Below are 24,259 nucleotides of genomic sequence, written 5' to 3'. Positions count from 1 at the left end.
TGCATTGGCGACCCTGCCGTACGCGAACAAAAAAAGAGACCCCGCAGGGTCTCTTGAAATGAATGCACAGGAATTACATGCCCGTGTAGTTCGGCCCGCCGCCGCCCTCGGGCGTGACCCAGACGATGTTTTGTGTCGGGTCCTTGATGTCGCAGGTCTTGCAGTGCACGCAGTTTTGCGCGTTGATCTGCAGACGGTCGCTGTTGTCTTCGTTTTTCACGTATTCGTAAACACCAGCAGGGCAGTAGCGCGACTCAGGGCCTGCGTATTTGGCCAGGTTGATGCCTACGGGCACCGACGCGTCTTTCAGCGTCAAGTGCGCAGGCTGGTTTTCTTCGTGGTTGGTGTTGCTGATGAACACGCTGGAGAGGCGGTCAAAGGTCAGCTTGCCGTCGGGCTTGGGGTAATCTATTTTGGGGCAATCGGCCGCAGGCTTCAGATACGTGTGGTCGGCTTTGTCGCGGTGCAGCGTCCACGGAATGTGGCCACGCAAGACTAACTGCTCAAAACCGTTCATCAAAGTCGCCACGGTCAGGCCTTTCTTGAACCAGGTCTTGAAGTTGCGCGACTTGTTGAGTTCGGTGTAGAGCCAGCTGGCCTCGAAAGCCTCCGGGTAGGCGGCCAATTCGTCGTGCTGGCGACCTGCCTGAAGCGCGTCGTAGGCCGCTTCGGCAGCCAACATGCCGGTTTTGATGGCGGCGTGGCTGCCCTTGATGCGGCTCACATTCAGGTATCCGGCATCGCAACCCACCAACGCGCCGCCGGGGAACACCGTCTTGGGCAGGCTCATCAGGCCGCCTGCGGTGATGGCGCGAGCGCCATAGCCAATGCGCTTGGCGTTGACTTCGCCTTGGTCGTTGGTGAAATACCACTTGATGTTGTTGTGGGTTTTCCAGCGCTGGAACTCTTCAAACGGGCTGAGCCAGGGGTTGGCGTAATCCAGTCCCACCACATAACCGATGGCGATCTTGTTGTCTTCCATGTGGTACATGAACGCGCCGCCGTAGGTGTCGTTGTTCATGGGCCAGCCGGCGGTGTGCATCACAAAGCCGGGGGTGTGGCGCGAAGGGTCGATCTCCCACACTTCCTTGATGCCGATGCCGTAGGTCTGCGGGTCGCGGCCTGCGTCGAGTTTGTATTGGGCGATCAGCTGCTTGCCCAGGTGGCCGCGCGCGCCTTCGGCGAACACGGTGTACTTGGCGTGCAGTTCCATGCCCAGCTGGAAGTTCTCGGTCGGCTCGCCGTCTTTACCGATGCCCATATTGCCGGTGGCAACGCCCTTGACCGAAGGTAAACCCCCGTTCGCGCTACCGTCTTCGTTGTAGAGCACTTCGGCTGCCGTGAAGCCGGGGAATATTTCCACGCCCAGGTTTTCGGCCTGCTGGCCCAACCAGCGGGTGAAATTGGAGAGGCTGATGATGTAGTTGCCGTGGTTTTGTGCGCACTCGGGCAAGAAGATGCCGGGTGTGCGGGTGGCACCGGTCTCAGACAGAAAGCTCCAGGCGTCGTCGGTCACGGGCTGGTTGAGTGGAGCGCCCAACTCTTTCCAGTTGGGAAACAGTTCGGTCAGGGCCTTGGGGTCCATGATGGCGCCGCTCAGGATGTGAGCGCCGGGCTCGCCGCCTTTTTCCAGCACCACCACCGAGACGTCCGTGCCTTTTTCAGCGGCCAGTTGCTTGAGACGGATGGCTGTGGACAGGCCTGCGGGGCCGCCACCGACCACGACCACGTCGTATTCCATGGATTCGCGGGGGCCGTAGGTGCTCAGGATTTCTTCGGGGCTCATGAAAGTCTCTGTTCTAAGTTGGGGATGGGGCTGCCACGCACCGGGGTGTCGGGCTTGTGACTCATTTTATGCGGCAGAGCACGGGTTCCCCCGCACAATGGTGTCATGGGTGGGTTACTGCTGAAAAGATGGCTTTTAGAGAGGAATATGTCATGGCTTATGAAATTGATTTGTCGGGTCGCGTGGCCTTGGTCACTGGGGCTTCGGGGGGCTTGGGTGCGCAATTTGCCAAAACCCTGGCTGCGGCTGGCGCGGGCGTGGTACTGGCCAGCCGCCGCATTGAAAAACTCAAGGACCTGAGGGCCGAAATCGAGGCCGCCGGGGGCGATGCCCATGTGGTCGAGATGGATGTGACCGACCGCCACAGCATTGCAGCGGCTGTGGCGCATGCCGAAACTGAGATGGGCAGCATCGATATTTTGGTGAACAACTCGGGCGTGAGCACCACCCAGCGCATTCAGGACGTGACCGAAGAAGACTACGACTTCATCATGAACACCAATGTGCGCGGTGCATTTTTTGTGGCGCAAGAGGTGGGCAAACGCATGCTGGCCCGCGCCAAGGGGGCTGCGCCGGGCAGTTTCACAGGCGGGCGCGTCATCAACATCGCCTCGATGGCGGGCCTGAAAGTCTTGCCACAAATTGGCGTGTACTGCATGAGCAAGGCCGCTGTGATCCAGATGACCAAGGCCTTTGCGGTGGAGTGGGGCAAGTTCGGCATCAACGTGAACGCGATTTGCCCCGGCTACATCGACACCGAGATCAACCACCACCACTGGCAAACCGAGCAGGGCCAAAAGCTCATCAGCATGCTGCCGCGCAAGCGTGTCGGCCAGCCGCAAGACCTGGACGCTTTGCTGATGCTCCTGGCCAGCGACCAGAGCCATTTCATCAACGGCGCAGTGGTGTCGGCTGACGACGGCTTTGCTGTCTGAGGGCCAAGCCATGAAGCTGGAACTCCCTGAGCGGAAAAAATTTGTCAATGAGTTGGTCATTCCTATCCGCTGGGGTGACATGGACGCCATGGGCCACGTCAACAACACGGTGTATTTCCGGTACTTGGAAAGCACCCGCATTGACTGGTTCGACAAGATCGGCTTCATGCCCAACCCGCAAGGCGAAGGACCGGTGATCGTCAATGCGTTTTGCAACTTCTATCAACAGTTTGAATACCCGGGCAGCATCCTGGCCAAGATGTTTGTGAGCGATCCGGGGCGAACCACGTTTGAGAGTTGGTGCACGCTGGAGCGCACCGATCAGCCTGGCGTGGTGTTTGCCGCCGGGGGTGCGACCACCATTTGGGTGAATTTTCCCAATCAAAAAGCGGTGGCCCTCCCCGACTGGGTCAGGGCCTTGGTCAGCGACTGAGCGCTGTTGCTGTTGTGTGGGAGCGCACCCCCGGGCGCGAATGCCTCAAGGTGTTATTGCAGCCGCGCCGCCCACAGCACGCCATTGGTCAGCATGGCTTTGCAGCCAGTCTTGTGACAAGGTGGCACTGCCCACTTGCATGGGGTGAAAGTCTTGGCGGGTGTAGGCCCAGATGGGCTTGGCCACGCGCCAAACCATGCCGTGGCGGCCGAACAAAAACTTGCTGGCCGACCACCAGGTGGAGGGCTTGAACAGTGTCTTGTCGTGCCAGAGGTTGTTGACGGTTTGGCGGAAGACGTCGGTGCTGAACTGCACCGTCACGAACCAAAACCAGCGCATGCGCCAGGTGTGGTTGCCGCCCAGGCGCTGGTACAGGTCAAAGGCAACGCATTTGTGTTCGGACTCTTCCGCCGCATGCCAACGCCACAAGGTTTTGAGAGGGTCTTCTGCGCCAGCAAACCAGTCACCCGCTTGGTCCATCCGGTCCAACGTCTGGTCGCCAAAAATCGAGGTGTAGTGCTCGAAAGCGGCGGTGATGGCCAGCTCGTGCAGATAACCCTTGTCGCTTTTGCTGAAGAATTCGTCGCGGCCTTTTTTCAGGCGTTGCTCGGCGCGGGGCCCCCAGTGGTTGACCAAGCCTTGTTTTTCCAGGTGCGCGTTGTACAGCGCATGCAGGTGGCGGTGGGTCGCCTCCTGGCCCACAAAGCCCTTGGCAATTTCCTTGAGCTCGGCGTTTTCAGGCGTGTCGGGTAGCTGCTTGGCCCCGGCCTTGACGGCATCAATAAAGGACTGCTCGCCCACCGGAAAGCTCATGGACAAGGCGTTGGCATAGGCCGTTAAAAACGCATCGCCGCCATTCCAGTGACGCGAAAAACCCTGGCTCAGGTCCACGCTCAATCGGCGCACGGTCAACTCGGTCGGGGCGGCGGGGGAGGGGGGCATGGTGGATCTCTTGGTCAAATAGGTCAGAATCTGAGCATTGTTCAGGTTTTGCAAAGACCTTGCAACTCGCTATCTGCTCACATTTTGAATAAGGCTTTTCATGCCCGCTGCCAAACCCGATGCAAAACCTGCCATCAAGCCGCAAGCCAAGTCCCAGGCCGATCTCAGCCTGCGTCGCCAGCCATCGCAGGCCCGTGCGCAGCTGACCATGCAAACCTTGTTCAAGGCCGCTGCTCAGATTTTGGACAAGGAAGGCGAGGGCGGTTTGACCACCAACAAGGTGGCGGCAGCGGCCGGTTTTTCGATTGGCACCCTGTACCAGTACTTCCCAAGCAAAGAAGTGTTGGTGCGGGCCATGGCCGCGCGGGGCCAAGAGATGGTGCTGCAAGAGCTGGGGCGATACCTCAGCGAGCTGGAAACCCTGCCGCATGTGCGTGATCTGGACGGGCGTGAGCTGCTGGGCCAGGCCCTCCGCATTTTGGTGCGGGGCTTTGCCACGGGCAAGGGCCTGAGCCAAAGCCTGATCCGCCTGTGCTGGACACTGGAAAAGCCCGATGAAACCGCCAGCGCCGTGCGTCAGGTGGCCGACCGGCTGGCCATCTTTTTTGAGCGCATCGGCCACCCCGCGCTGCAAACACCCAGCCCGGCGCAGCTGTTTGTGCTGACCCGCTCGGTCATTGGCACACTGCGCAGCGCCAGCCTGGAAAAGTCACCCCTCTTGAGCAGCCCCGCGTTTGAAGAAGCCCTGGTTCAAATGGCCTGGGCTTTGCTGGCCCGGCCGCAAGCGCTTCAAGCCGTCGGTTTGGCCTTGGGCGCGCGGCCCATCAAATAAAACTCGGGGTTGGGCATCATCCCGCTGAAGCTGGCCATGCGGTTAGACAGACCAAAGAACGCGGTGATGGCCGCGATGTCCCAAATGTCTTCGTCGTTGAAACCGTGCGCGTGCAGCGCGGCAAAGTCGGCGTCTTCCACCTGGTCGGAGTGGTTGCAGACCTTGAGTGCAAAGTCCAGCATGGCGCGTTGGCGTGGCGAGATGTCGGCCTTGCGGTGGTTGATGGCCACTTGGTCGGCCACCAGGGGTTTCTTTTCGTAAATGCGCAAAATAGCGCCGTGTGCCACCACGCAATACAGGCAGTGGTTGGCCGCGCTGGTGGTGGTCACGATCATCTCGCGCTCACCTTTGGTCAGGCCACTCTCGCGCCCCACCGACTCGGGCACCATCAGGGCGTCGTGGTAGGCAAAGAAAGCGCGCCACTCAGCGGGCCGGCGGGCAAACGCCAAAAAAACATGGGGCACAAAACCGGCTTTTTCCTGTACTTGCAGGACTTTGGCGCGAATGTCATCGGGCAGGTCCTCGATGTCAGGGACAGGGTAGCGGGGGGTCTCGGGTGTGCTCATGGTGTCTCCAGCTCGGTTGAGCTTTGATTATGCTCAGACCTCTTTCAGGAGTCTGTCATGTCCAAAACACCCACCGAAATAGCCCGCGACACCCGCCCCGATGACGCCGCCTTTCAAGCTGGCTTGATTACCCGCAGCCAAGTCATGGGGCCCGAATATGTCGACCGCGCTTTGGGAGCGGCCACCGACTACACCCTGCCCATGCAGGAGTTCATCACGGCCAACGCCTGGGGCAATGTCTGGCAGCGCCCAGGGCTGGACATGAAGACCCGAAGCCTGATCACGGTGGCCATGTTGACGGCCCAAGGCAAGCAACACGAGCTCAAAGCCCATGTCCGTGGTGCGATCAACAACGGTGCCACCCCCGAGGAACTGCGCGAGGTGATGCTCCATGCCACGGTTTACTGTGGTTTTCCATCCGCCATCGACGCTTTCCGCAGCGTGACCGAAGTGGTCGAGTCTTTGGCCTGAGGTGGACAATTGCACAGGCTCGTCTTGGGCTGAGCGGCCTCAGTTGGCCCGCGCCACCCAGACGGTGGCACCTTGCGGGCCATACAGTTCGGCGTGGGCAAGGTTGCGGGCCAGCCTGAAAAAGTCCCCCGCCTTGAGGTGTTTGACGTCGTCGCCGACAGTCAACCAATATTCCCCGTGGACCACATACGCGCTCACATCAAAAGGGTGGGTGTGGGTGTCCAGCTTCAAATGGGGTGCCCATTTACGCACGATGATCTCGTCAAAACCTTCGTCCATGGATTGGGCCGTGAATGATTCCAGGGTGGGGGTATTCATGGGTAGCTTCCTGTTCATTTTCCCTGGATGGCCAGGAGTTCCACTTGAAACAGGAGTGTTGCATTGGGGGGAATGACGCCACCCGCACCGCGTTCGCCGTAGGCCGTGGCTGATGGGCAGGTCAGTTTGGCTGTGCCGCCCACTTTCATCATCTGTACCCCTTCGGTCCAGCAGGGAATCACCCGATTCAAAGGCAATTCAATGGCTTCATTGCGTTTGAAAGAGCTGTCGAATTCCTTGCCATCGGGCAGTGTCCCCCGGTAATGCACCCTGACCCTGTCGCTGGCTTTGGGGCTGATACCGGTGCCCTCCTTGAGTGCTCTGTAGACCACGCCCGAGGGCAGCACCTGGGCTCCGGGCTCCATGGCTGCAGCCGCCACGACCGCGTTGGAGGCCCAGGTCGGGGGTGCCGTCAAAAGGCCCATGGCGAGAATGCGGCTGAATGTGAAAAATGTTTTCATGGCATAAAAGTGGTTGTGAATGGGAAATCCGGGTTTCAGTCAATGGAGCGCTGCCTGGCTCATTGTCACAGTTGTGGGCTGGTATGGTGAAACTCTGTGACCGTTTGATCGATGATTTGCCGGGCGATCAACACCGTATGCACCAAAGCAGTCGATGTGGGCTGGCAAGATGGGGTAAGTTGTCCCGGTTTGGACCTGAACGCGGTTCATGTCTGAATTGGGTGGTTTCTGCATGCCCCGGAAATCTTGCAGACCCATTCTTGTGGCTTAATATCGTTTTGTATTTTTATCCGGAGCCACAGATGGGCAATAAAATCGTCACCGAAGCAGATCGTAAATTCACCCCACCACTGCCCACATTACCCGGCGTATCCTTGCGCACAGGTGGACGTGGCCAGCGCGTGAGCTTGGAGCGTGGTGTGGCTACGCGCAGCAAGAAGAACCCCGGCAAGCGCTCCAAAAAAGGCGGTTGAAGCCGGTGCCCCCAGTGTTTTGCCGGGTCAGCACCCAGCCACTGAAGGTTTCAGTGGCTTTTTTTTCGGTTTCTGAGGCATCTGCTTTCGGGTGCAGCCAGGGATCCAGGAGAGCACAATGTTGATTTCTTATGGTGCCGTGTTGGTGGCTGGCATCATGCCGGTGGTGTGTGCGGGCATGGCCAAGTCGGGCTTTAAGGGCTATGACAACAGCGATCCTCGGGCCTGGCTGGCCCGACAGAACGGGTTTCGGGCGCGCGCCAATGCGGCCCAGGCCAATTGTTTTGAGGCATTTCCCTTCTTTGCTGTTGGCGTCATTTTGGCCTTGCTCACTGGTGTGGATCCATCAACCGTCGATGCCCTGGCCTTGTTTTTTGTGGCGATGCGCGTGGCCTATGTGTTTTTCTATGTCAACGACAAAGCCAGATGGCGCACCATGGTGTGGTCTGCAGCCTATCTGAGCGTGGTGGGCTTGTTTGCCTTGGCCATGCTGAATTTGCACATCGACTGAAGCTCAATCAACGCTTTATCAAGGCACAATAAGACCTCTGCCCCGGTGGTGAAACTGGTAGACACACCGGACTTAAAATCCGTTGCTTCCGTAACAGGGGCGTGCCGATTCGATTTCGGCCCGGGGCACCATCGAGACTGAATAACCCTCATGAAAAACCACAACGCACCGCTTGAAATTCATGTGCACGGTGATGTACCCATCAAGCCTGGCACCGACATCAAGGCGATACAGGAAGCGCTCAAGCCGCTTTGGCACTACGCCGGAGCGCGCAGCCTGAATGAAGGCGCCGAGAGTCTTTACGAAGAAGAGCCTGGTATCCGCTTTGATGTCCAGGCTCAAAGACTGAACATGTGCTGGACCGTGCGCGGCGACGAGGACTTTCGAATGGTCCTGGACGATTTGTGCATGAACCTCAATGATTTGTCATCGGCTGGTGCCCAGATCGAAGTGACGTTTTACGACGCTGATTTTGACGAAGAAGACGAGGCAGCCGGGTCTGAGTCGCGTGACGATTTCGTCATGCTGTTTGTGGGGCCTGATCCGGGCGCCATCATGCAGGCCCAGCGCGACCTGTTGGTGCACGATGTGGTCAACATGATGGAGCGCCACTTTGACGGGGCCGAGTTGTCGGGCGTGGTGACCGAGATCGACAAGCTGTTCAGCCAGCGCTTTGACAGCCTGGTCAGCTCCCTGGAGCTTGGCAAACCGCCGCGTGGCTCGGGGGGGTCAAGCGGACATGGCGGCAGTGGTGGTGGACGCCGCCCAAGGCATTTGCACTGATTGGAGAGCACCATGAAACTCGACTTGCTTCGTTCTTCGCTGAATCCGGGCGTTCGCTTGCGCGAAGTCTTGGGCTGGGCCATGTACGACTTCGCCAATTCGGGTTATTCCACGGTGGTCATCACGGCCGTGTTTGCCGCCTATTTTGTGGGCGGTGTGGCCGACGGTGCCGACTGGGCCACCTTGGCCTGGACCTCGGGCCTGAGCTTGTCTTATCTGATTGTGATGCTCACCATGCCCGGTTTGGGCGCTTGGGCCGATCGGGTGGCCGGCAAAAAACGCATGCTGATGTGGGTCACGGCGGGGTGCGTGATCAGCACGGCGGCCTTGTCGCTGGTCGGACCGGGTCAGGTGGCGCTGGGTTTGTTCATCCTGGTGCTGTCCAACGCTTTTTTTGCTTATGGCGAGTCACTCACGGCCTCGTTTTTGCCTGAATTGGCCAAATCAGAGGCCATGGGCCGCGTGAGCGGCTGGGGCTGGTCTTTGGGCTACATCGGCGGCATGCTGACTTTGGGCATTTGTTTGGCTTATGTGCTGGCGGCCCGGGCACGTGGGGAGTCGGGCAGCCAGTTCGTGCCGGTGACGATGTGGATCACTGCGGCCATGTACGGCGCGGCGGCTTTGGTGACCTTTGCCTTGCTGCGCGAGCACTCGCCGCCGAAACCGAATGCCCCGGTGGTGTCTGTGATGCAAAGCTTGCGCGGCTTGCGCCAGACCTTGCGCGAGGCGAAGCCGTACCAAGACTTCACCCGTTTGCTTGCTTGTGCAGTGGCCTACCAGGGCGGGGTGGCGGTGGCCATCACGCTGGCGGCCATTTATGCGGAGCAGGTCATCGGCTTTCAGCCCCAAGAAACCATGGTGCTGATCTTTGTGCTGAACCTGGCCGCTTTCGGCGGGGCCTTGTTGCTCGGGCATGTGCAAGACCGCATCGGTCACAAGCTGACACTGGCGCTGACCTTGGTGGGCTGGGTGGCGACTTGCTTCATTGCGGCGCTGTCCACCGACAAGGCCATGTTCTGGTGGGCGGCGGGGATTGCCGGTTTTTGCATGGGATCGAGCCAATCTTCGGGCCGTGCCATGGCCGGTTTGATGGTGCCCCCCGAGCGCTTGGGTGAGTTTTTTGGTCTGTGGACGTTTGCGATCCGGTTGGCCAGCATTTTGGGGCCCTTGATGTATGGCCTGATCACCTGGCTGAGCGACGGCAACCAGCGCCTGGCGATCGGGTCCACCTCGCTGTTGTTCATCTTGGGCTTGATGCTCTTGATGCCGGTGAACGTGGAGCGCGGTCGCCGCATGGCGATGGGACAGCTCGCGGCCTGATCAGCAGGGCGTCTGTTGGGTCCTGCCTTCAGACGTGTTCAGGCGCTTTGTGACAGGCCCCTTGCGGCAAATCCAGCCATCGCCGGGCCGCAGCCTCAAGGCCATGCAAGTCACCGGTGGTGAATAATCGCATGCGTTGGATGGTCTGCGGGGGTGCGGGGTCTGAACGCAGCAGGCCAGCGGTTTCCAGCAAGCGCCTGGTCTGGCGGGCCACCGCCTCGCCGGTCGACACCAGCTGCACATCGGGACCCAGCAGCGCCTTCAATGGCTTTTCCACAAACACGTAATGCGTGCAGCCCAGCACCAATGTGTCCATCTGGCCTGGGCCTTTGCCAAACGTGCCCATGGCGGTGGTGTATTGCGCCAGCAGTTCGGTGATGCGTTTTTGGGCCTGCGCGGCATGCTGGGGCAGGGTGCTTTGTTCGATGGCTAGGGCCAGGCCATTGCAGGCCTGCACCGTGAACCGGGCTTGTCCTTGCACAGATTCAAGCAAACGCGCGAACTTGTCACTGGCCACAGTGCCGCGTGTGGCGATCACACCTATGTGGCCTGTCTGGCTCAGGGCCACGGCGGGTTTGAGCGCGGGTTCTACCCCCACCAGCGGCAGTTGTGGGTGTTGCGTGCGCAGCTCATGGATGGCCGCTGCGGTGGCGGTGTTGCAGGCCACCACCAGCGCCTTGATCTGGTGCTGCGCCAGCAAATGTTCGGTGATGGCGTGCGTGCGTTGTCGGACGTAAAGATCGGTTTTTTCGCCGTAAGGTGCGTGCGCGTTGTCGGCCAGGTACACAAAGCGCTCGTGCGGCAGTTCTGTGTGCAAGGCCTGCAGCACGCTCAGGCCGCCAATGCCGCTGTCAAACACGCCGATGGGGCGCTGGTCGGAGGTCATGGGGTGGCGGGTCTGAAAAAAGGCCGCTTGCGAGGCCAGGCCAAGTTCGGTTGCATCAACCTGCTGTGACGCCAATGCCCTTGAACTCGCCGGTGGCGATGCGCTTTTGCCATTCGGCGGGGCCGGTGATGTGGGCGCTGGTGCCGCCCGCGTCCACGGCCACCGTCACCGGCATGTCGACCACGTCAAATTCGTAAATGGCTTCCATGCCCATGTCGGCAAAGCCCACCACTTGGGCGTGCTTGATGGCTTTGGACACGAGGTAGGCTGCGCCGCCCACGGCCATCAGGTAAGCGCTCTTGTGCTTTTTGATGGCCTCAATCGCGACTGGGCCACGTTCTGCTTTGCCGATCATGGCGATCAGGCCGGTTTGGCCCAACATCATTTCGGTGAAGCCGTCCATGCGTGTAGAAGTCGTTGGGCCTGCGGGGCCCACGGCCTCGTCGCCCACGGGGTCCACCGGGCCGACGTAATAAATCACGCGGTTCTTGAAACTCACAGGCAGTTTCTCGCCCTTGGCCAGCATGTCCTGAATGCGCTTGTGTGCGGCATCGCGGCCGGTGAGCATCTTGCCGTTGAGCAGCAGGGTTTGGCCGGGTTTCCAAGCGGCGACCTGCTCGGGCGTGAGGGTGTTCAGGTCCACGCGCTGGCTTTTTTCGGTGTCGGCCGTCCAGCCCACGTTGGGCCACAGGTCGAGCGAAGGCACTTCCAAATACGTTGGGCCAGAGCCGTCAAGCACAAAGTGCGCGTGGCGGGTGGCGGCGCAGTTGGGGATCATGGCCACCGGCTTGCTGGCCGCGTGCGTGGGGTACATTTTGATTTTGATGTCCAGCACGGTGGTAAGCCCCCCCAGGCCTTGCGCGCCAATGCCCAGGGCATTGACCTTGTGGTAAAGCTCCAGGCGCATCTCTTCGACCTGGTCGAGCTTTTCGCCCTGGCTGGATTTTTCGAGCAGCTGGTACATGTCCAGGTCGTCCATCAGGCTTTCCTTGGCCAAGAGCACGGCTTTTTCGGCGGTGCCGCCGATGCCGATGCCCAGCATGCCGGGTGGGCACCAGCCTGCGCCCATGGTGGGCACGGTTTTGAGCACCCAATCGACGATGCTGTCGCCGGGGTTGAGCATGATCAGCTTGGACTTGTTTTCGCTGCCGCCGCCTTTGGCCGCCACGGTCACATCGACCTTGTTGCCGGGCACGATCCTGGTGAAGATCACAGCGGGCGTGTTGTCCTTGGTGTTCTTGCGGTTGAAATGTGGGTCAGAGACCACCGACGCACGCAGCATGTTCTCGGCAAAGTTGTAGCCTTGGCGCACGCCTTGGTTGACAGCGTCTTCCAGGCTGCCGGTGAAGCCGTCGAATTTCACGTCCATGCCGACTTCGAGGAACACATTGACGATGCCGGTGTCCTGGCAAATCGGGCGGTGCCCGATCGCGCTCATCTTGCTGTTGGTCAGGATTTGCGCAATGGCGTCCTTGGCTGCCGGGCTTTGCTCGCGCTCGTAAGCGCTGGCCAGGTGCGAGATGAAGTCAGCGGGGTGGTAGTAGCTGATGAATTGCAGCGCGGCGGCGACGGATTCAATCAGGTCGGCTTGTTTGATCAGGGTGGTCATGGTGCTTTGATCTCGAGAAAACCAAAAAATGGTCGTTATCAGGCGCTCAGTGCGCCTTTTCGTGGTGAGACATGAGTCGGTCGGCGTAGGCAATGGCGATGGCGCTGAGCAAGAAAGCCATGTGGATGATGGTTTGCCACATCAGTACTTTTTCGTCGTAGTTGGCCGCGTTGATGAAGGTTTTGAGCAGGTGGATCGAGCTGATGCCGATGATGGCCGTGCCCAGTTTCACTTTGAGCACCGAGGCGTTCACATGGTCGAGCCACTCGGGCTGGTCGGGGTGGTCTTCCAGGTTCAGACGCGACACAAAGGTTTCGTAGCCGCCCACGATGACCATGATCAACAAGTTGGAGATCATGACCACATCGATCAGGGCCAGCACCACCAGCATGATCACGGTTTCGTTGAGTGAGGTGATGGGCGCATCGGCTTTGTAGCCGATGCTGTTGACCAGCGCCTGCAGTGCGGTTTGGCTGCCAAATGCCGCTTCGAGCAGGTGCACCAACTCCACCCAAAAATGGAACACATAGACTGCTTGTGCGGCGATCAGCCCCAAGTAAAGAGGCAATTGCAGCCAACGGCTGGCGAAAATGAACTTGTTGAGTGGATTCAGAGCGCTTTGATGGGGAGGCGTGGTTTTGGGCATGATTTTCATGGGTTGAGAGCCGGGTACTTCGGGCAAACCCGAATTTTAGGGCTTGGATCAGCGGTTTCGGTAGAAAATGGCCTTGGGCACCCTTCGTCAGTGCTTTGTAAGAGCGAACGCCGACATTTACGCCAGTTTTCAAAACGCCACGTCAAACAGGAGACAAATCAGATGAGCCCCACGATTTACCAACCCAGTGCAGACTTTGTCAAAAACGCCCATGTCTCCGGTATGCCTGCGTACCAAGCCCTTTGCCAAGAAGCACAAGCCGATTACGAAGGCTATTGGGCCCGTCTGGCCAGAGAGCTGATCAGCTGGAAGACCCCTTTCACCAAGGTGCTTGACGAATCCAACGCGCCCTTTTTCAAGTGGTTCGAAGACGGCACGTTGAACGCCTCTTACAACTGCCTGGACCGCAACGTCGAAAAAGGCCTGGGCAACAAGACCGCCATCATTTTTGAAGCTGACGGCGGCGAAGTGAGCAAGGTCACTTACAGCCAATTGTTGGCCAAGACCTGCCAATTCGCCAACGCGCTCAAAAGCTTGGGCATCAAAAAGGGTGACCGCGTGGTCATCTACATCTCGATGTCGATCGACGGGGTGGCCGCCATGCAAGCCTGCGCCCGCATTGGAGCGACCCACTCGGTGGTGTTCGGGGGTTTCTCAGCCCAGTCGTTGCGCGACCGCATCGAAGACACCGGTGCGGTGGCCTTGATCACCGCCGACAACCAGGTGCGCGGCGGCAAGTTGCTGCCCCTCAAATCCATCGTGGACGATGCCATCAACCTGGGCGGTTGCGGCTCCATCAAGAATGTCTTGGTCGTCAAGCGCTCGGGCGCCGACATCGCCATGACCGCTGGCCGCGACGTGTGGATGGCCGAGCTGGCTGACCAGCAAGCCACCACCTGCGAGCCCGAGTGGGTGGGTGCCGAGCACCCCTTGTTCTTGCTCTATACCTCGGGCTCGACCGGCAAACCCAAAGGCGTGCAACACAGCACAGGCGGCTACCTGCTGCACGCAGCGCTCACCACCAAGTGGACCTTTGACCTGAAGGCTGACGATGTGTTCTGGTGCACCGCCGACATCGGCTGGGTCACGGGCCACACGTACATCACCTATGGCCCCTTGGCTTTGGGCGGCACCGAAATCGTGTTCGAGGGCGTGCCCACTTACCCCGATGCGGGCCGTTTCTGGAAGATGATCCAGGACCACAAGGTCTCGATCTTTTACACCGCGCCCACCGCCATTCGCTCACTCATCAAGGCCGCTGAAGCCAACGATGCTGTGCACCCCAAGAGCTACAACTTGTCGAGCCTGCGCTTGTTGGGTTCGGTCGGTGAGCCGATCAACCCCGCCGCTTGGGAGTGGTACCACAAGCATGTGGGCGGCGGCCATTGCCCCATCGTCGACACCTTCTGGCAGACCGAAACCGGTGGCCACATGATCACGCCTTTGCCTGGTGCCACGCCCATGGTCCCCGGCTCTTGCACGCTGGCCTTCCCCGGCATCCAAGCCGCCATCGTGGACGAGACCGGCAAAGACATGCCCGATGGCCAAGGCGGCATTTTGGTGGTCAAGCGCCCATGGCCTTCCATGATCCGCAACATTTGGGGTGACCCCGAGCGTTTCAAAAAGAGCTACTACCCCGATGACTTCAAAGGCAAGTACTACTTGGCGGGCGACGGTGCGATCCGTGACGAGAAAACCGGTTACTTCACCATCACCGGCCGCATCGACGACGTGCTGAACGTCTCCGGTCACCGCATGGGCACCATGGAAATCGAATCGGCCTTGGTCAGCTGCACCGAGCTGGTGGCCGAAGCCGCAGTGGTGGGCCGCCCCGATGACACCACGGGTGAGGCGATTTGCGCCTTTGTGGTGCTCAAGCGCTCGCTGCCCAACACCGACGAAGGCAAGGCGATTGCCAAGCAATTGCGCGACCACATCGCCAAGGAAATCGGTCCAATTGCCAAGCCCAAAGACATCCGCTTTGGTGAGAACCTGCCCAAGACCCGTTCGGGCAAGATCATGCGCCGCCTGCTGCGTTCGCTGGCCAAGGGCGAGGAGATCACGCAGGACATCTCGACACTTGAGAACCCCGCCATCCTGGGGCAACTGGGGCAGGCTTACTGATTTTGGTGTCGGTTGAAATAACGGCAGCTTTGGCTGCCGTTTTTGATGGCTCGTCCAGAACTTGTGGGGGCAGTTCTGTTGGAGCCGATCCAGGCACGGATTATTCTGCGCTTTGGGCTGCTCGTTGCGCAGGTCTTGCAGGTTGGAGCGGCCGTGGCGCAAAGGGTTTTGCGTGCGCTCAGTCAGACCAAAGCGATCAGACTCAAGTGGCTTGTGATGTTCGGGTGAGCGCTGTGTTTTGGGCAAGGAAAAGCTCAGATCACTTCGGAGCCAGACGAATCGCGCCGTCCAGCCGGATGACTTCGCCGTTGAGCATGTCGTTTTCAATGATGTGTTTGGCCAGTTTGGCGTAGTCCTGCGGGGTGCCCAAGCGGCTGGGGAAGGGCACGCCTGCGGCCAGCGCATCTTGCACCTCTTGCGGCATGCCAAACAGCATGGGGGTGCCGAAGATGCCGGGGGCAATCGTCATGTTGCGGATGCCGTTGCGCGCCAGGTCGCGGGCGATGGGCAAGGTCATGCCGACCACACCACCTTTGGATGCGGCATAGGCGGCCTGGCCGATTTGGCCGTCGTAAGCGGCCACGCTGGCGGTGCTGATCAGCACGCCGCGCTCACCGGTGGCTTCGGGCTCGTTTTTGCACATGGCTTCAGAGGCCAAGCGGATCATGTTGAAGGTGCCGACCAGGTTGACCATGATGGTCTTGATGTAAATGGCCAGGTTGTGCGCGCCGTTTTTGCCCACGGTTTTTTCGGCCGGGGCGATGCCCGCGCAGTTGACCAAACCCACCAGCTTGCCCATGGACACGGCTTTGGCGACCACGGCCTGGCCGTCGGCTTCATTGCTCACATCGCACTTGACGAAGGCCCCGCCCAGTTCTTTGGCAATCGCTTCACCTTTTTCAGCCTGCATGTCGGCAATCACCACCTTGCCGCCATGGGCCGTCAGCATGCGCGCTGTGCCTTCGCCCAAGCCCGATGCGCCGCCGGTGACGATGAAAACTTTGCCTTGAATGTCCATGTGTTGCTCCTGAATATGATTGACGTTACGTCAACGTCAATTATGCCCGCATGGCCTGTAAAAATGGGCGCAATTCCCGCGCTTGTGTCTGGTTTTCTGTACTGAGAACCCGGTATTGGGCTACCGGATTTGCTGAATGGACACTGGCCCAGAGGGGTCCCTAACATGATCACATTCACGGTCGACCGGACCGGGTAGGTGGGTGAACAGGAGAACCGCATGGCTTCAGAGCTCATTTGGGACAAGAACGAAACCGTTTTGGTGAGTACCGACGACAACTGGCGGCGCGCCTGCGAATTGCTGGCCACGGCCGACATCCGGGTCGGCGGCGGAAGATCCTGGGACATGCGGGTGCACCACCCCGCCATGTTTGACCGCATCCTGACCAGCGGCAGTTTGGGTCTGGGGGAGAGTTACATGGATGGCTGGTGGGATTGCGACCAGGTGGACGAGTTGATCGCGCGGATTTTGCGGGCGCGGCTGGACGAGCAGGTGGGCAGGGCCGGGTGGTTGTGGGCATCGCTCAAGGCCCGACTGACGAATTTGCAATCACCGCAACGGGCTTGGCTGGTGGGTGAAATGCATTACGACTTGGGCAACGATTTGTACGAAGCGATGCTCGACCCGTCCATGGCCTACAGCTGCGGTTATTGGCCTGTGGCGCAAAGCTTGGCACAGGCGCAAGAGGCCAAGCTGGACCTGATTTGCCAAAAACTTCAATTGCAAGCTGGCATGACGCTGCTGGACATTGGTTGCGGCTGGGGCAGCCTGATGCTGTTTGCGGCCCGGCATTACCGGGTGCAGTGTGTGGGGCTGACCATCTCCAAAGAGCAAGCCCGACTGGGCGCGCAAAAGGCGCGTGACTTGCCGGTGCGCTTTGAGCTGGTCGATTACCGGCAGTTCAACCCGCATGGCGAGCAGCGCTTTGACCGTGTGGCTTCGATCGGCATGTTTGAGCATGTGGGCCACAAAAACTACCGCGCCTACTTCGATATGGCCCGGCGCAGCCTGAGGGACGACGGTTTATTTTTGCTGCACACCATTGGCAAAAATCGCGCGGGTGCCGGGATCGATCCGTGGATCGAAAAATACATCTTCCCCAATGGCGCGCTGCCCTCGGCATCGGACATCGCTTTTTACAGCGAAGACCAATTTGTCATGGAGGACTGGCACAACTTTGGCGAGGACTATGACAAAACGCTGATGGCCTGGCATGCGCGCTTTGAAGCGGCCTGGCCGTCTCTGAAAGACCGCTATGGAGAACGCTTTTACCGCATGTGGCGTTACTACCTCTTGTGTTGCGCTGGCACATTCCGAGCCCGTGACAACCAGCTCTGGCAAGTGGTACTGGCCCCGGGCGGGCAGGCCGGGGGTTATCGCAGGCCGCTGATGTGACTTGCGGCCGGGGCCAATGTTCCATGGTGTCCCTTGGGTTGGCCTGGTGACAGACTCGCATCAGTGCTGGTGCATCGTCACCTGGTCCAATCAGTGCTATTTCTTTGTGCTGGGGTTGGGGTCGACGGGGTATGAATCTCGGACTGTTTGACCTTGGTGGTGTTTGGGCGCAAAGCTTTTGCCAATCGGCCCCATAGAAACTACTCATGAGTAAAAACCCTAGGTTGCATTATGATTGTGACCAATGAGTTTTCTCATTTGATAGTTTTTATTAATCACTCCAAGGAAATGACCATGTCCTCTTTGATCAATACCCCAGTCCAGCCTTTCAAAACCCAGGCTTTCCACAACGGCAAGTTTGTGCAAGTGTCCAACGAAACCCTCAAGGGTGAGTGGTCGGTGCTGATTTTCATGCCCGCCGCCTTCACCTTCAACTGCCCCACAGAAATCGAAGACGCGGCCGACAACTACGCCGAGTTCCAGAAAGCTGGTGCCGAGGTTTACATCGTGACCACCGACACCCACTTTTCGCACAAAGTGTGGCACGAGACATCGCCTGCTGTGGGCAAGGCCAGGTTCCCATTGGTTGGCGACCCGACACACACCCTGACACGCGCTTTTGGCGTGCACATTGAAGAAGAAGGCCTGGCATTGCGCGGCACCTTCATCATCAACCCCGAAGGCATGATCAAGACCGCCGAAGTGCACTCCAACGAGATCGCCCGCGACGTGTCCGAGACCCTGCGCAAGCTCAAAGCCGCTCAGTACACCGCCGCCAACCCCGGCCAAGTGTGCCCCGCCAAGTGGAAAGAAGGCGCCAAGACTTTGGCTCCTTCCATCGACCTGGTCGGCAAGATCTGAATCTCGGGTGCCCTGCTGGTCAGGGCGCTGAGTTCAACGCATGCGGGCCACAAGCCTGCGTGCCTTGCGCTCAACGCATTCCCCCTCAATTCGCCCAAATTCACCCCAATTCCCCCTGTTCCCTGGCCTGCGCCACAAGCGCGGGTCCAAGTTCACTGCCCCCCGAAAAACCGGAGATCACCATGCTCGACGACACCCTCAAAGCCCAATTGCAGCAATACCTGGCCTTGCTGCGCCAGCCGATCCGCCTGATCGCCTCGTTGGACGACAGCGAGACCGGCACCGACATGAAGAGCCTGCTGGAGACCATCGTCGGTTTGTCTGACAAGGTCAGCTTGGAGACCTCGGGTGACGACGCACGCAAGCCGTCGTTTGTGGTGGCGCGTGAGGATCAAACGCAAGGCGTGCGTTTTGCGGGCCTGCCTCTGGGCCACGAGTTCAACTCGTTGGTGTTGGCCCTGCTGTGGACGGGCGGTCATCCCCCCAAGGTCGAGTCTGACGTCATCGACAGCATCAAGGCCCTTGAAGGCAACTTCAACTTTGAGGTCTACATGTCGCTGAGCTGCCACAACTGCCCCGACGTGGTGCAGGCTTTGTCGCTCATGGCCATCGTCAATCCGCAGGTCAAAACCGTGGTGATCGAAGGCGGTGCTTTCCAGAAAGAGGTGCAAGAGCGCCAGATCATGGCGGTGCCCATGGTGTTCCTCAACGGCCAAGTGTTCGGCTCTGGCCGCATGTCGGTGGAAGAAATCGTGGCCAAACTGGACACCAAAGCCGGTGAACGCGACGCGGCCAAGCTGACCGCCAAAGACCCCTTTGATGTGTTGATCGTGGGCGGTGGTCCTGCCGGCGCGGCTGCGGCTGTCTACGCTGCGCGCAAAGGCATCCGTGTGGGAGTGGCCGCCGAGCGTTTTGGCGGCCAGACCAACGACACCATGGCGATTGAGAACTACATCTCTGTGCTGGAGACCGACGGCCCCAAGTTTGCGGCAGCTCTGGAAGCCCAAGTGCGCCACTACGAGGTGGACATCATGAACTTGCAACGCGCCGAAAAAATCATCCCGGCGACCGAGTCAGGCGGCCTGATTGATGTGCAAATGGCCAATGGAGGCTCTTTGAAAGCCCGTTCGGTCATCCTCTCCACCGGGGCCCGGTGGCGCAATGTGAACGTGCCCGGCGAAGCCGTGTACAAAAACAAGGGTGTGGCCTATTGCCCGCATTGCGACGGTCCTCTTTTCAAGGGCAAGCGCACCGCCGTGATCGGTGGCGGCAATTCCGGTATTGAGGCGGCCATTGACTTGGCGGGCATCGTCAAGCACGTCACAGTGTTTGAATTTGCCGACCAACTCAAGGCCGATGCGGTGCTGGTGAGCAAGCTCAAGAGCTTGCCCAACGTGAGCATCCACACCAACGCCCAGACCACCGAAATCACGGGCGATGGCGGCAAAGTCAACGGCATCCGCTACAAAGACCGCACGACCGGCGATGACCATTGGGTCGAGTTGGAAGGCGTGTTTGTGCAAATTGGCCTGGTGCCCAACACCGAGTTCCTCAAGGGCACGGTTGAGCTGAGCAAATTCGGCGAGATCGTGGTGGACGCCAAAGGCCACACCAACGTGCCCGGCGTGTTTGCAGCGGGCGATTGCACCACAGTGCCTTACAAGCAGATCGTCATCGCTGCGGGGGAAGGTGCCAAAGCCGCCTTGAGCGCCTTTGACCACCTGATCCGTTTGCCTGCTTTGCCGCTGAGTGACACCCCAACACCAGAGAATGTAGTAGCCGTTTAAGCCTACGGTTTTTCAACCCCTGAGCTCGGCGTCGTGGTGGGGGCTGGGGCATCCGCCCCACAAGTGACTCTGCTGGCCTTGCAGGGGCGCGTCAAGTTTTTGTAATCTGGGCCTTTTGGCCGCTTGGGCTTACTTGAAACCCACCCGGTCCGGCATTTGCTGAACCTTGATCTGGTTCATGCCTGAGGTCTAACCCACACGAGGAAAGTCTCGAATGACTTTCTGTGCGTGTGGGTTTTATTTTGATTTTCTATAAATACGAACAATTCGCATTTACAATCAAGCCGATCAGATCACTTCAACTGAAAGGATGGAACATGAAAACAGACGCTGCATGGGACGAATCGAATCAAGAGTATGTGATGCCTTGTGCGGAGGCGGTTCTGATGGCCACCATGGCTTTGATGACTGGACATGCTCAGAACAAAAATGAGCAACATTTGCAATGGATGGCCCGCAAAATTGGTGCGAATCTTGAAGTGCTTGCAAGTCATCCTGGCCTCTCAGAGGGATTTAGAAAGGCCCTGAAGCGCTTGGTCGTCCCATGGGCACAGCAGTCAGCGGCTCCGGATTTGGGAGCAGAGTCGAAGCTTGATTCGGCCAAGTTCCTTCCTGCTGTCACAGTCATTCAGTAAGTCGCAGTCATGCAAACTCGTGCCCAATCCCAAACCATCGGAACCTCGCCAGATTTTCGCGATCTGGCCCTTCAGCTCAATCCACGTCAGCTTTTGTGTAAGACCGTGGTTTTTGTTCGCAATTGGCGTGAATCTCTTGATTTCCATGCCCGAACGCAGGGCTTGATCGTCAAAGAGCAAGTGCCGGGCTGTGTGGCGCTGGTTGTACATCCCGGTGCAAGTTGGATGCTTCTTGGAACTCGAGCAATACCTGGGCGCTTTGAAAAAGTCGAGTCCTGCAGTTATGGCGCTTTTTCCGTCCGGATAGAAGTAGAAAACATCGCCATCTGGTCAGCACCTTGGACCCGATCCTTGAGAAGCCAAGGTATATCCGTAGCAGATGTTCAGCGACAACCCTGGGGTGTTGACGAGCTGTCTTATGTGGACAACGAAGAACGCCGTTGGACAATGTGGCAAAAAAAATTCAGCAAGGCGTGATATGCAAGCATTGTCTGAGTCCTCTTTAGAGCTGGCTATCGTGTTGCGTCACATGGGCGGCGTTCAAGTGCAGGTGAGTGCGTTGGTTCGCCAGCAACAGTTGCAAATTGAGCAACTGCAAACACAGCTGATGCGCATGCGAGCTCAGCGTCTACTGGATCAGACCCAGCGGTTCTGGGGTCTGGTCGATGGGAGCAGGCCTGCCAATTCCTTGCCATTACCGACCATGGCGGTTTCGTTCAGAAAAGCCAAACCATCCCTCACTGAGAAAGCTTGGCAAGCTGCTCAAAAAATAATTTGCCAGACCGGATGCGTTGGACATGCACACCATTGGCTGCAGGACGATGGTCAGTGCGCCCGAACTGGACAAGATTGCGATGCGCAGACCACTGAGGAGACGCGGCGATGTGCCTGAGCCTTAAACCCTCTATCCCCGCTCGTGATCAACCAGGCCATCCCAGCATGAGCGAGCATCACCGCGCCAGTGATGCGCCAAATCCGCGCCCCGCTTATGCTGAAGAGGCTGAAAAAGCTTGAATGGAAATCAAGGGCTTGCATGCGATGCTTGAAGGACAAAGTCAAAGGCTCTAACAAGAGGCCAAACTTCAAAAAACAAGGGTCGACCCAGCTTTATGCCGTTGGTGCGTTAAGGCAGCGCACAGACCCGCATGTGTTGGTGACAAGCTTGAATTGATCCAGTGCCGTCAGCAGTGGAAGTACACCAAACACGGGCACAGTCATTTCGAACTTGGGTAGCAGCGGTTTATCCGCATTCCTTAAGAGAAGGCATTCGCCCAAGTGTCATGAATTTTCACAGGGACAACCCCAGGGGCTGCCCCATTTAGGCTTTACTTGAATCCCACCCGGTCCAGCATCTGCTGAACCTTGATCTGGTTCATGCCCACGGCGCTGATCGGGATCAATTCGCTTTTGAAACCACTGCCGATCATGGATTTGAGGGCCGGGTTGTCAAAGTTGACCCCTTTGGCCGCAGGCCACTCGTTGTTGCCATTGGCAAAGTGGTTTTGGGCGGCTGGGCTGGCCAAGTACTCCAAAAACTGCACCGCGTTGGCGCTGTTTTTGGCGTGGCGTGCCACAGCGCCTCCGGCCACGTTCATGTGGGTGCCCCAGCTGCTTTGGTTGGGAAAGACCACGCCAACTTTTTCGGCTACCGCACGGTCCTCGGGCTTGCTCGAACGCATCAGGCGCGCCAAGTAATAAGAGTTGGTGACGGCCACACCGCATTCACCCGCTGCCACGGCGCGGATCTGATCGGTGTCGCCACCCTTGGGGCTGCGGGCCATGTTGTCGACCAAGCTTTTGGCCCAGGCTTCGGTTTTTTGCGGGCCCAGGTGCTCTGTCAAAGCCCCAAAAAGACTCAGGTTGTAAGGGTGTGAGCCGCTGCGGATGCACAAGCTGCCTTTGAATTTGGGATCGGCCAGTTTTTCATAGGTGTCCACATCGGATTTGTTGAATTTGACCTTGTCATAGACCATCACACGGGCGCGGGTGGACAGGCCAAACCAAGCCGTGCCGCCGTTGTCAGCCGGTTTGGCGCGCAAGTTGGCGGGGATGGCGTCTTCCAGAACCTTGGATTTGATGGGTTGGAACAGGCCATCGACTTCGGCGCGCCACAAACGCGCCGCATCGACCAGCAAGATCACATCGGCAGGGGAGGCGGCTCCTTCGGCCTTGAGGCGGGCGAGAATACCGGCATCGTCGGCATCCACCCGGTTGATCTTGATGCCCGTGGCTTTGGTGAATTCGTTGTACATCACCTCATCGCTGGGGTAGTGGCGGGCAGAATAGATGTTCAACACCTTGTCTTGTGCTATGGACGCTGTGGCGGTCATGAGGCAGGCCAAACTCAAAAGTGTGCGTGAGAAGTTCATGGTTGAAGTCTTCGGTTGGTTGAGAAAGATCACAGTATAAATCAAATACGAATCGTTATCAATAAGATTTGAGGTAAAAATGTTTTCAGTGAAAACAAACAATGGAAAAAACCGATACCGCTTGGGCTCTGGCGTGGCTGCTCTGAGGGGGCATGGGCGTTGGAGCCTGCTGTCTTTGGTAATGGCACTGGCCGCTTGCAGCAGCGTCCCGAGCAGAGCGCCCACAGGTTCGGGCTCCGTGCCGCCCAGTGTGGAGCGAAAGGAAGTGCGGCTGGGTTTGGCTTTGGGCGGGGGGGCGGCCCGAGGATTCGCGCATGTGGGGGTGATACAGGTGCTGGAAGAAGCGGGCCTGCGGCCAGGCTTTGTGGTGGGCACCTCTGCCGGGAGTTTGGTCGCAGCTTTGTATGCCAGTGGCAAGACACCGGCTGAGTTGGTGCGGGCGGCCGAAACCATGCAAGAGGCCGACATCACCGATTGGATGCTGCCCATTTTGAACCGGGGGGCTTTGCGTGGAGAGGCATTGGCCAAATATGTGAACACCCAGGTGGGGGGGCGCAGTCTGGAGCAAATGAGAATTCCGCTGGGCATTGTGGCCACCGACTTGGGCAATGGCGAAGCCATCACATTCAGGCGCGGTAACACGGGTGCTGCGGTGCGCGCTTCGAGCGCGGTGCCGGGGGTTTTTCAGCCGGTGCGTGTGGCGGAACGCGAGTATGTCGATGGGGGTTTGGTAGCGCCGGTTCCGGTTCGGCAAGCCCGCGATATGGGGGCGAATTTCGTCATCGCGGTCGACATTTCCAGCGATCCAGAGGGCAACCCCTCGGCAGACACCTTCCAGATCCTGATGCAGACCTTTGCCATCATGGGCAAGAGCATCAACCAACTTGCGCTGAAAGAAGCCGATTGGGTGGTGCGTCCTGCATTGTCAGGCGTCAGGAGCGCCGATTTCGGTGCCAGGCAGCGGTCCATCGAGGCGGGCAGGGCTGCTATGCGCGAGGCGCTGCCAGGCCTGAAAGCGCGCTTGGCCACCTTTGAGGCAGGGCGCTGAAGAGGGTCTTGTCAGCACAAAAAAAGGGCTGATCTGGCGAT

26 protein-coding genes and 1 tRNA gene are annotated in these 24,259 nt (G+C 58.8%); 17 read left to right on the top strand and 10 right to left on the bottom strand.

Going from position 1 to position 24,259, the window contains the following annotated elements:
* Positions 1 to 73: 73 nt before the first annotated feature.
* Positions 74 to 1,786, bottom strand: coding sequence for an electron transfer flavoprotein-ubiquinone oxidoreductase (locus tag HEQ17_RS07415; protein WP_296292142.1), 1,713 nt, complete (start codon positions 1,784 to 1,786; stop codon positions 74 to 76).
* A 152-nt stretch (positions 1,787 to 1,938) separates the two neighbouring features.
* Here HEQ17_RS07415 and HEQ17_RS07410 point away from each other — a divergent pair, with 152 nt between their 5' ends.
* Positions 1,939 to 2,721, top strand: a complete 783-nt coding sequence (locus HEQ17_RS07410; RefSeq protein WP_296292141.1) for an SDR family oxidoreductase — start codon at positions 1,939 to 1,941, stop codon at positions 2,719 to 2,721.
* Between the two features lie 10 nt (positions 2,722 to 2,731).
* Complete coding sequence (locus HEQ17_RS07405) at positions 2,732 to 3,154, top strand: thioesterase family protein (protein ID WP_296292140.1); 423 nt, start codon at positions 2,732 to 2,734, stop codon at positions 3,152 to 3,154.
* Between the two features lie 45 nt (positions 3,155 to 3,199).
* On the opposite strand, the gene HEQ17_RS07400 is transcribed toward HEQ17_RS07405, so the two are convergent.
* Entirely contained in the window at positions 3,200 to 4,096 is an 897-nt protein-coding gene (locus HEQ17_RS07400; RefSeq protein ID WP_296292139.1) for a metal-dependent hydrolase, read from the bottom strand.
* Between the two features lie 100 nt (positions 4,097 to 4,196).
* Here HEQ17_RS07400 and HEQ17_RS07395 point away from each other — a divergent pair, with 100 nt between their 5' ends.
* On the top strand, positions 4,197 to 4,928 hold the full coding sequence (locus HEQ17_RS07395; protein WP_296292138.1) for a TetR/AcrR family transcriptional regulator: 732 nt from the start codon (positions 4,197 to 4,199) through the stop codon (positions 4,926 to 4,928).
* Here HEQ17_RS07395 and HEQ17_RS07390 read toward each other — a convergent pair.
* Positions 4,886 to 5,494 (bottom strand): peroxidase-related enzyme, encoded by a 609-nt coding sequence (locus HEQ17_RS07390; RefSeq protein WP_296292137.1) that lies wholly within the window; start codon positions 5,492 to 5,494, stop codon positions 4,886 to 4,888. The two genes, HEQ17_RS07395 and HEQ17_RS07390, sit on opposite strands and share 43 nt — an antisense overlap.
* 57 nt (positions 5,495 to 5,551) lie before the next feature.
* On the opposite strand from HEQ17_RS07390, the gene HEQ17_RS07385 reads away from it, so the two are divergent.
* The gene (locus HEQ17_RS07385; RefSeq protein WP_296292136.1) at positions 5,552 to 5,965 is read left to right on the top strand and encodes a carboxymuconolactone decarboxylase family protein; all 414 of its coding nucleotides are present in this window, start codon (positions 5,552 to 5,554) and stop codon (positions 5,963 to 5,965) included.
* 39 nt (positions 5,966 to 6,004) lie between these two features.
* Here HEQ17_RS07385 and HEQ17_RS07380 read toward each other — a convergent pair whose 3' ends face one another.
* A complete protein-coding gene (locus HEQ17_RS07380) occupies positions 6,005 to 6,283 on the bottom strand; it encodes an AraC family transcriptional regulator (RefSeq protein ID WP_296292135.1) in 279 nt (92 codons plus the stop codon).
* 14 nt (positions 6,284 to 6,297) lie between these two features.
* Positions 6,298 to 6,648: an FKBP-type peptidyl-prolyl cis-trans isomerase gene (locus tag HEQ17_RS07375; RefSeq protein WP_296293699.1), complete on the bottom strand. Its 351-nt coding sequence runs from the start codon at positions 6,646 to 6,648 to the stop codon at positions 6,298 to 6,300.
* Positions 6,649 to 7,046: 398 nt separating this feature from the next.
* Between HEQ17_RS07375 and HEQ17_RS07370 the strand changes: the two genes are divergently transcribed.
* The 5 genes from HEQ17_RS07370 (at position 7,047) to HEQ17_RS07350 (ending at position 9,831) form a co-directional block, all read left to right on the top strand.
* Positions 7,047 to 7,217 carry a hypothetical protein gene (locus HEQ17_RS07370; RefSeq protein ID WP_296292134.1) on the top strand — a complete coding sequence of 57 codons (171 nt, stop codon included), beginning with the start codon at positions 7,047 to 7,049 and terminating at the stop codon, positions 7,215 to 7,217.
* 118 nt (positions 7,218 to 7,335) lie between these two features.
* Positions 7,336 to 7,728: an MAPEG family protein gene (locus HEQ17_RS07365; protein ID WP_296292133.1), complete on the top strand. Its 393-nt coding sequence runs from the start codon at positions 7,336 to 7,338 to the stop codon at positions 7,726 to 7,728.
* Positions 7,729 to 7,767: 39 nt separating this feature from the next.
* Positions 7,768 to 7,859 (top strand) — tRNA-Leu (locus HEQ17_RS07360).
* 19 nt (positions 7,860 to 7,878) lie between these two features.
* Positions 7,879 to 8,511: a DUF6806 family protein gene (locus HEQ17_RS07355; RefSeq protein ID WP_296292132.1), complete on the top strand. Its 633-nt coding sequence runs from the start codon at positions 7,879 to 7,881 to the stop codon at positions 8,509 to 8,511.
* A gap of 12 nt (positions 8,512 to 8,523) precedes the next feature.
* Entirely contained in the window at positions 8,524 to 9,831 is a 1,308-nt protein-coding gene (locus HEQ17_RS07350; protein ID WP_296292131.1) for an MFS transporter, read from the top strand.
* A gap of 28 nt (positions 9,832 to 9,859) precedes the next feature.
* Here HEQ17_RS07350 and murI read toward each other — a convergent pair whose 3' ends face one another.
* From murI to HEQ17_RS07335, 3 genes are read right to left on the bottom strand one after another with little or no spacing between them, the layout of a single operon-like run.
* Positions 9,860 to 10,717, bottom strand: coding sequence for a glutamate racemase (gene murI / locus HEQ17_RS07345; RefSeq protein WP_296292130.1), 858 nt, complete (start codon positions 10,715 to 10,717; stop codon positions 9,860 to 9,862).
* Positions 10,718 to 10,772: 55 nt separating this feature from the next.
* Entirely contained in the window at positions 10,773 to 12,326 is a 1,554-nt protein-coding gene (locus HEQ17_RS07340; RefSeq protein WP_296292129.1) for a fumarate hydratase, read from the bottom strand.
* Positions 12,327 to 12,372: 46 nt separating this feature from the next.
* On the bottom strand, positions 12,373 to 12,972 hold the full coding sequence (locus HEQ17_RS07335) for a TIGR00645 family protein (RefSeq protein WP_296293698.1): 600 nt from the start codon (positions 12,970 to 12,972) through the stop codon (positions 12,373 to 12,375).
* A 171-nt stretch (positions 12,973 to 13,143) separates the two neighbouring features.
* On the opposite strand from HEQ17_RS07335, the gene acs reads away from it, so the two are divergent.
* Complete coding sequence (gene acs / locus HEQ17_RS07330; RefSeq protein WP_296292128.1) at positions 13,144 to 15,105, top strand: acetate--CoA ligase; 1,962 nt, start codon at positions 13,144 to 13,146, stop codon at positions 15,103 to 15,105.
* Positions 15,106 to 15,364: 259 nt separating this feature from the next.
* Here acs and HEQ17_RS07325 read toward each other — a convergent pair whose 3' ends face one another.
* Entirely contained in the window at positions 15,365 to 16,123 is a 759-nt protein-coding gene (locus tag HEQ17_RS07325) for a 3-hydroxyacyl-CoA dehydrogenase (protein WP_296292127.1), read from the bottom strand.
* 219 nt (positions 16,124 to 16,342) lie between these two features.
* On the opposite strand from HEQ17_RS07325, the gene cfa reads away from it, so the two are divergent.
* The 6 genes from cfa (at position 16,343) to HEQ17_RS07295 (ending at position 21,693) form a co-directional block, all read left to right on the top strand.
* The gene (gene cfa, locus HEQ17_RS07320; protein WP_296292126.1) at positions 16,343 to 17,518 is read left to right on the top strand and encodes a cyclopropane fatty acyl phospholipid synthase; all 1,176 of its coding nucleotides are present in this window, start codon (positions 16,343 to 16,345) and stop codon (positions 17,516 to 17,518) included.
* Positions 17,519 to 17,812: 294 nt separating this feature from the next.
* On the top strand, positions 17,813 to 18,379 hold the full coding sequence (gene ahpC / locus HEQ17_RS07315) for an alkyl hydroperoxide reductase subunit C (protein ID WP_296292125.1): 567 nt from the start codon (positions 17,813 to 17,815) through the stop codon (positions 18,377 to 18,379).
* Positions 18,380 to 18,561: 182 nt separating this feature from the next.
* The gene (ahpF, locus tag HEQ17_RS07310; protein ID WP_296292124.1) at positions 18,562 to 20,166 is read left to right on the top strand and encodes an alkyl hydroperoxide reductase subunit F; all 1,605 of its coding nucleotides are present in this window, start codon (positions 18,562 to 18,564) and stop codon (positions 20,164 to 20,166) included.
* Between the two features lie 317 nt (positions 20,167 to 20,483).
* Positions 20,484 to 20,801, top strand: coding sequence for a hypothetical protein (locus tag HEQ17_RS07305; RefSeq protein ID WP_296292123.1), 318 nt, complete (start codon positions 20,484 to 20,486; stop codon positions 20,799 to 20,801).
* 9 nt (positions 20,802 to 20,810) lie between these two features.
* Positions 20,811 to 21,278, top strand: a complete 468-nt coding sequence (locus HEQ17_RS07300; RefSeq protein ID WP_296292122.1) for a hypothetical protein — start codon at positions 20,811 to 20,813, stop codon at positions 21,276 to 21,278.
* A gap of 1 nt (position 21,279) precedes the next feature.
* Positions 21,280 to 21,693: a hypothetical protein gene (locus tag HEQ17_RS07295; RefSeq protein ID WP_296292121.1), complete on the top strand. Its 414-nt coding sequence runs from the start codon at positions 21,280 to 21,282 to the stop codon at positions 21,691 to 21,693.
* Between the two features lie 433 nt (positions 21,694 to 22,126).
* On the opposite strand, the gene HEQ17_RS07290 is transcribed toward HEQ17_RS07295, so the two are convergent.
* Positions 22,127 to 23,170, bottom strand: coding sequence for an extracellular solute-binding protein (locus HEQ17_RS07290; RefSeq protein ID WP_296292120.1), 1,044 nt, complete (start codon positions 23,168 to 23,170; stop codon positions 22,127 to 22,129).
* A 181-nt stretch (positions 23,171 to 23,351) separates the two neighbouring features.
* Here HEQ17_RS07290 and HEQ17_RS07285 point away from each other — a divergent pair, with 181 nt between their 5' ends.
* Positions 23,352 to 24,218 (top strand): patatin-like phospholipase family protein, encoded by an 867-nt coding sequence (locus tag HEQ17_RS07285; RefSeq protein ID WP_296293697.1) that lies wholly within the window; start codon positions 23,352 to 23,354, stop codon positions 24,216 to 24,218.
* Positions 24,219 to 24,259 lie beyond the last annotated feature (41 nt).

Source organism: Limnohabitans sp. (genome assembly GCF_023910625.1).
In the GTDB taxonomy this organism is placed as follows: Bacteria; Pseudomonadota; Gammaproteobacteria; order Burkholderiales; family Burkholderiaceae_C; genus Limnohabitans_A.
Note: the sequence above shows the minus strand (reverse complement) of the source record. Positions and strands in the feature narration are given on the sequence as shown.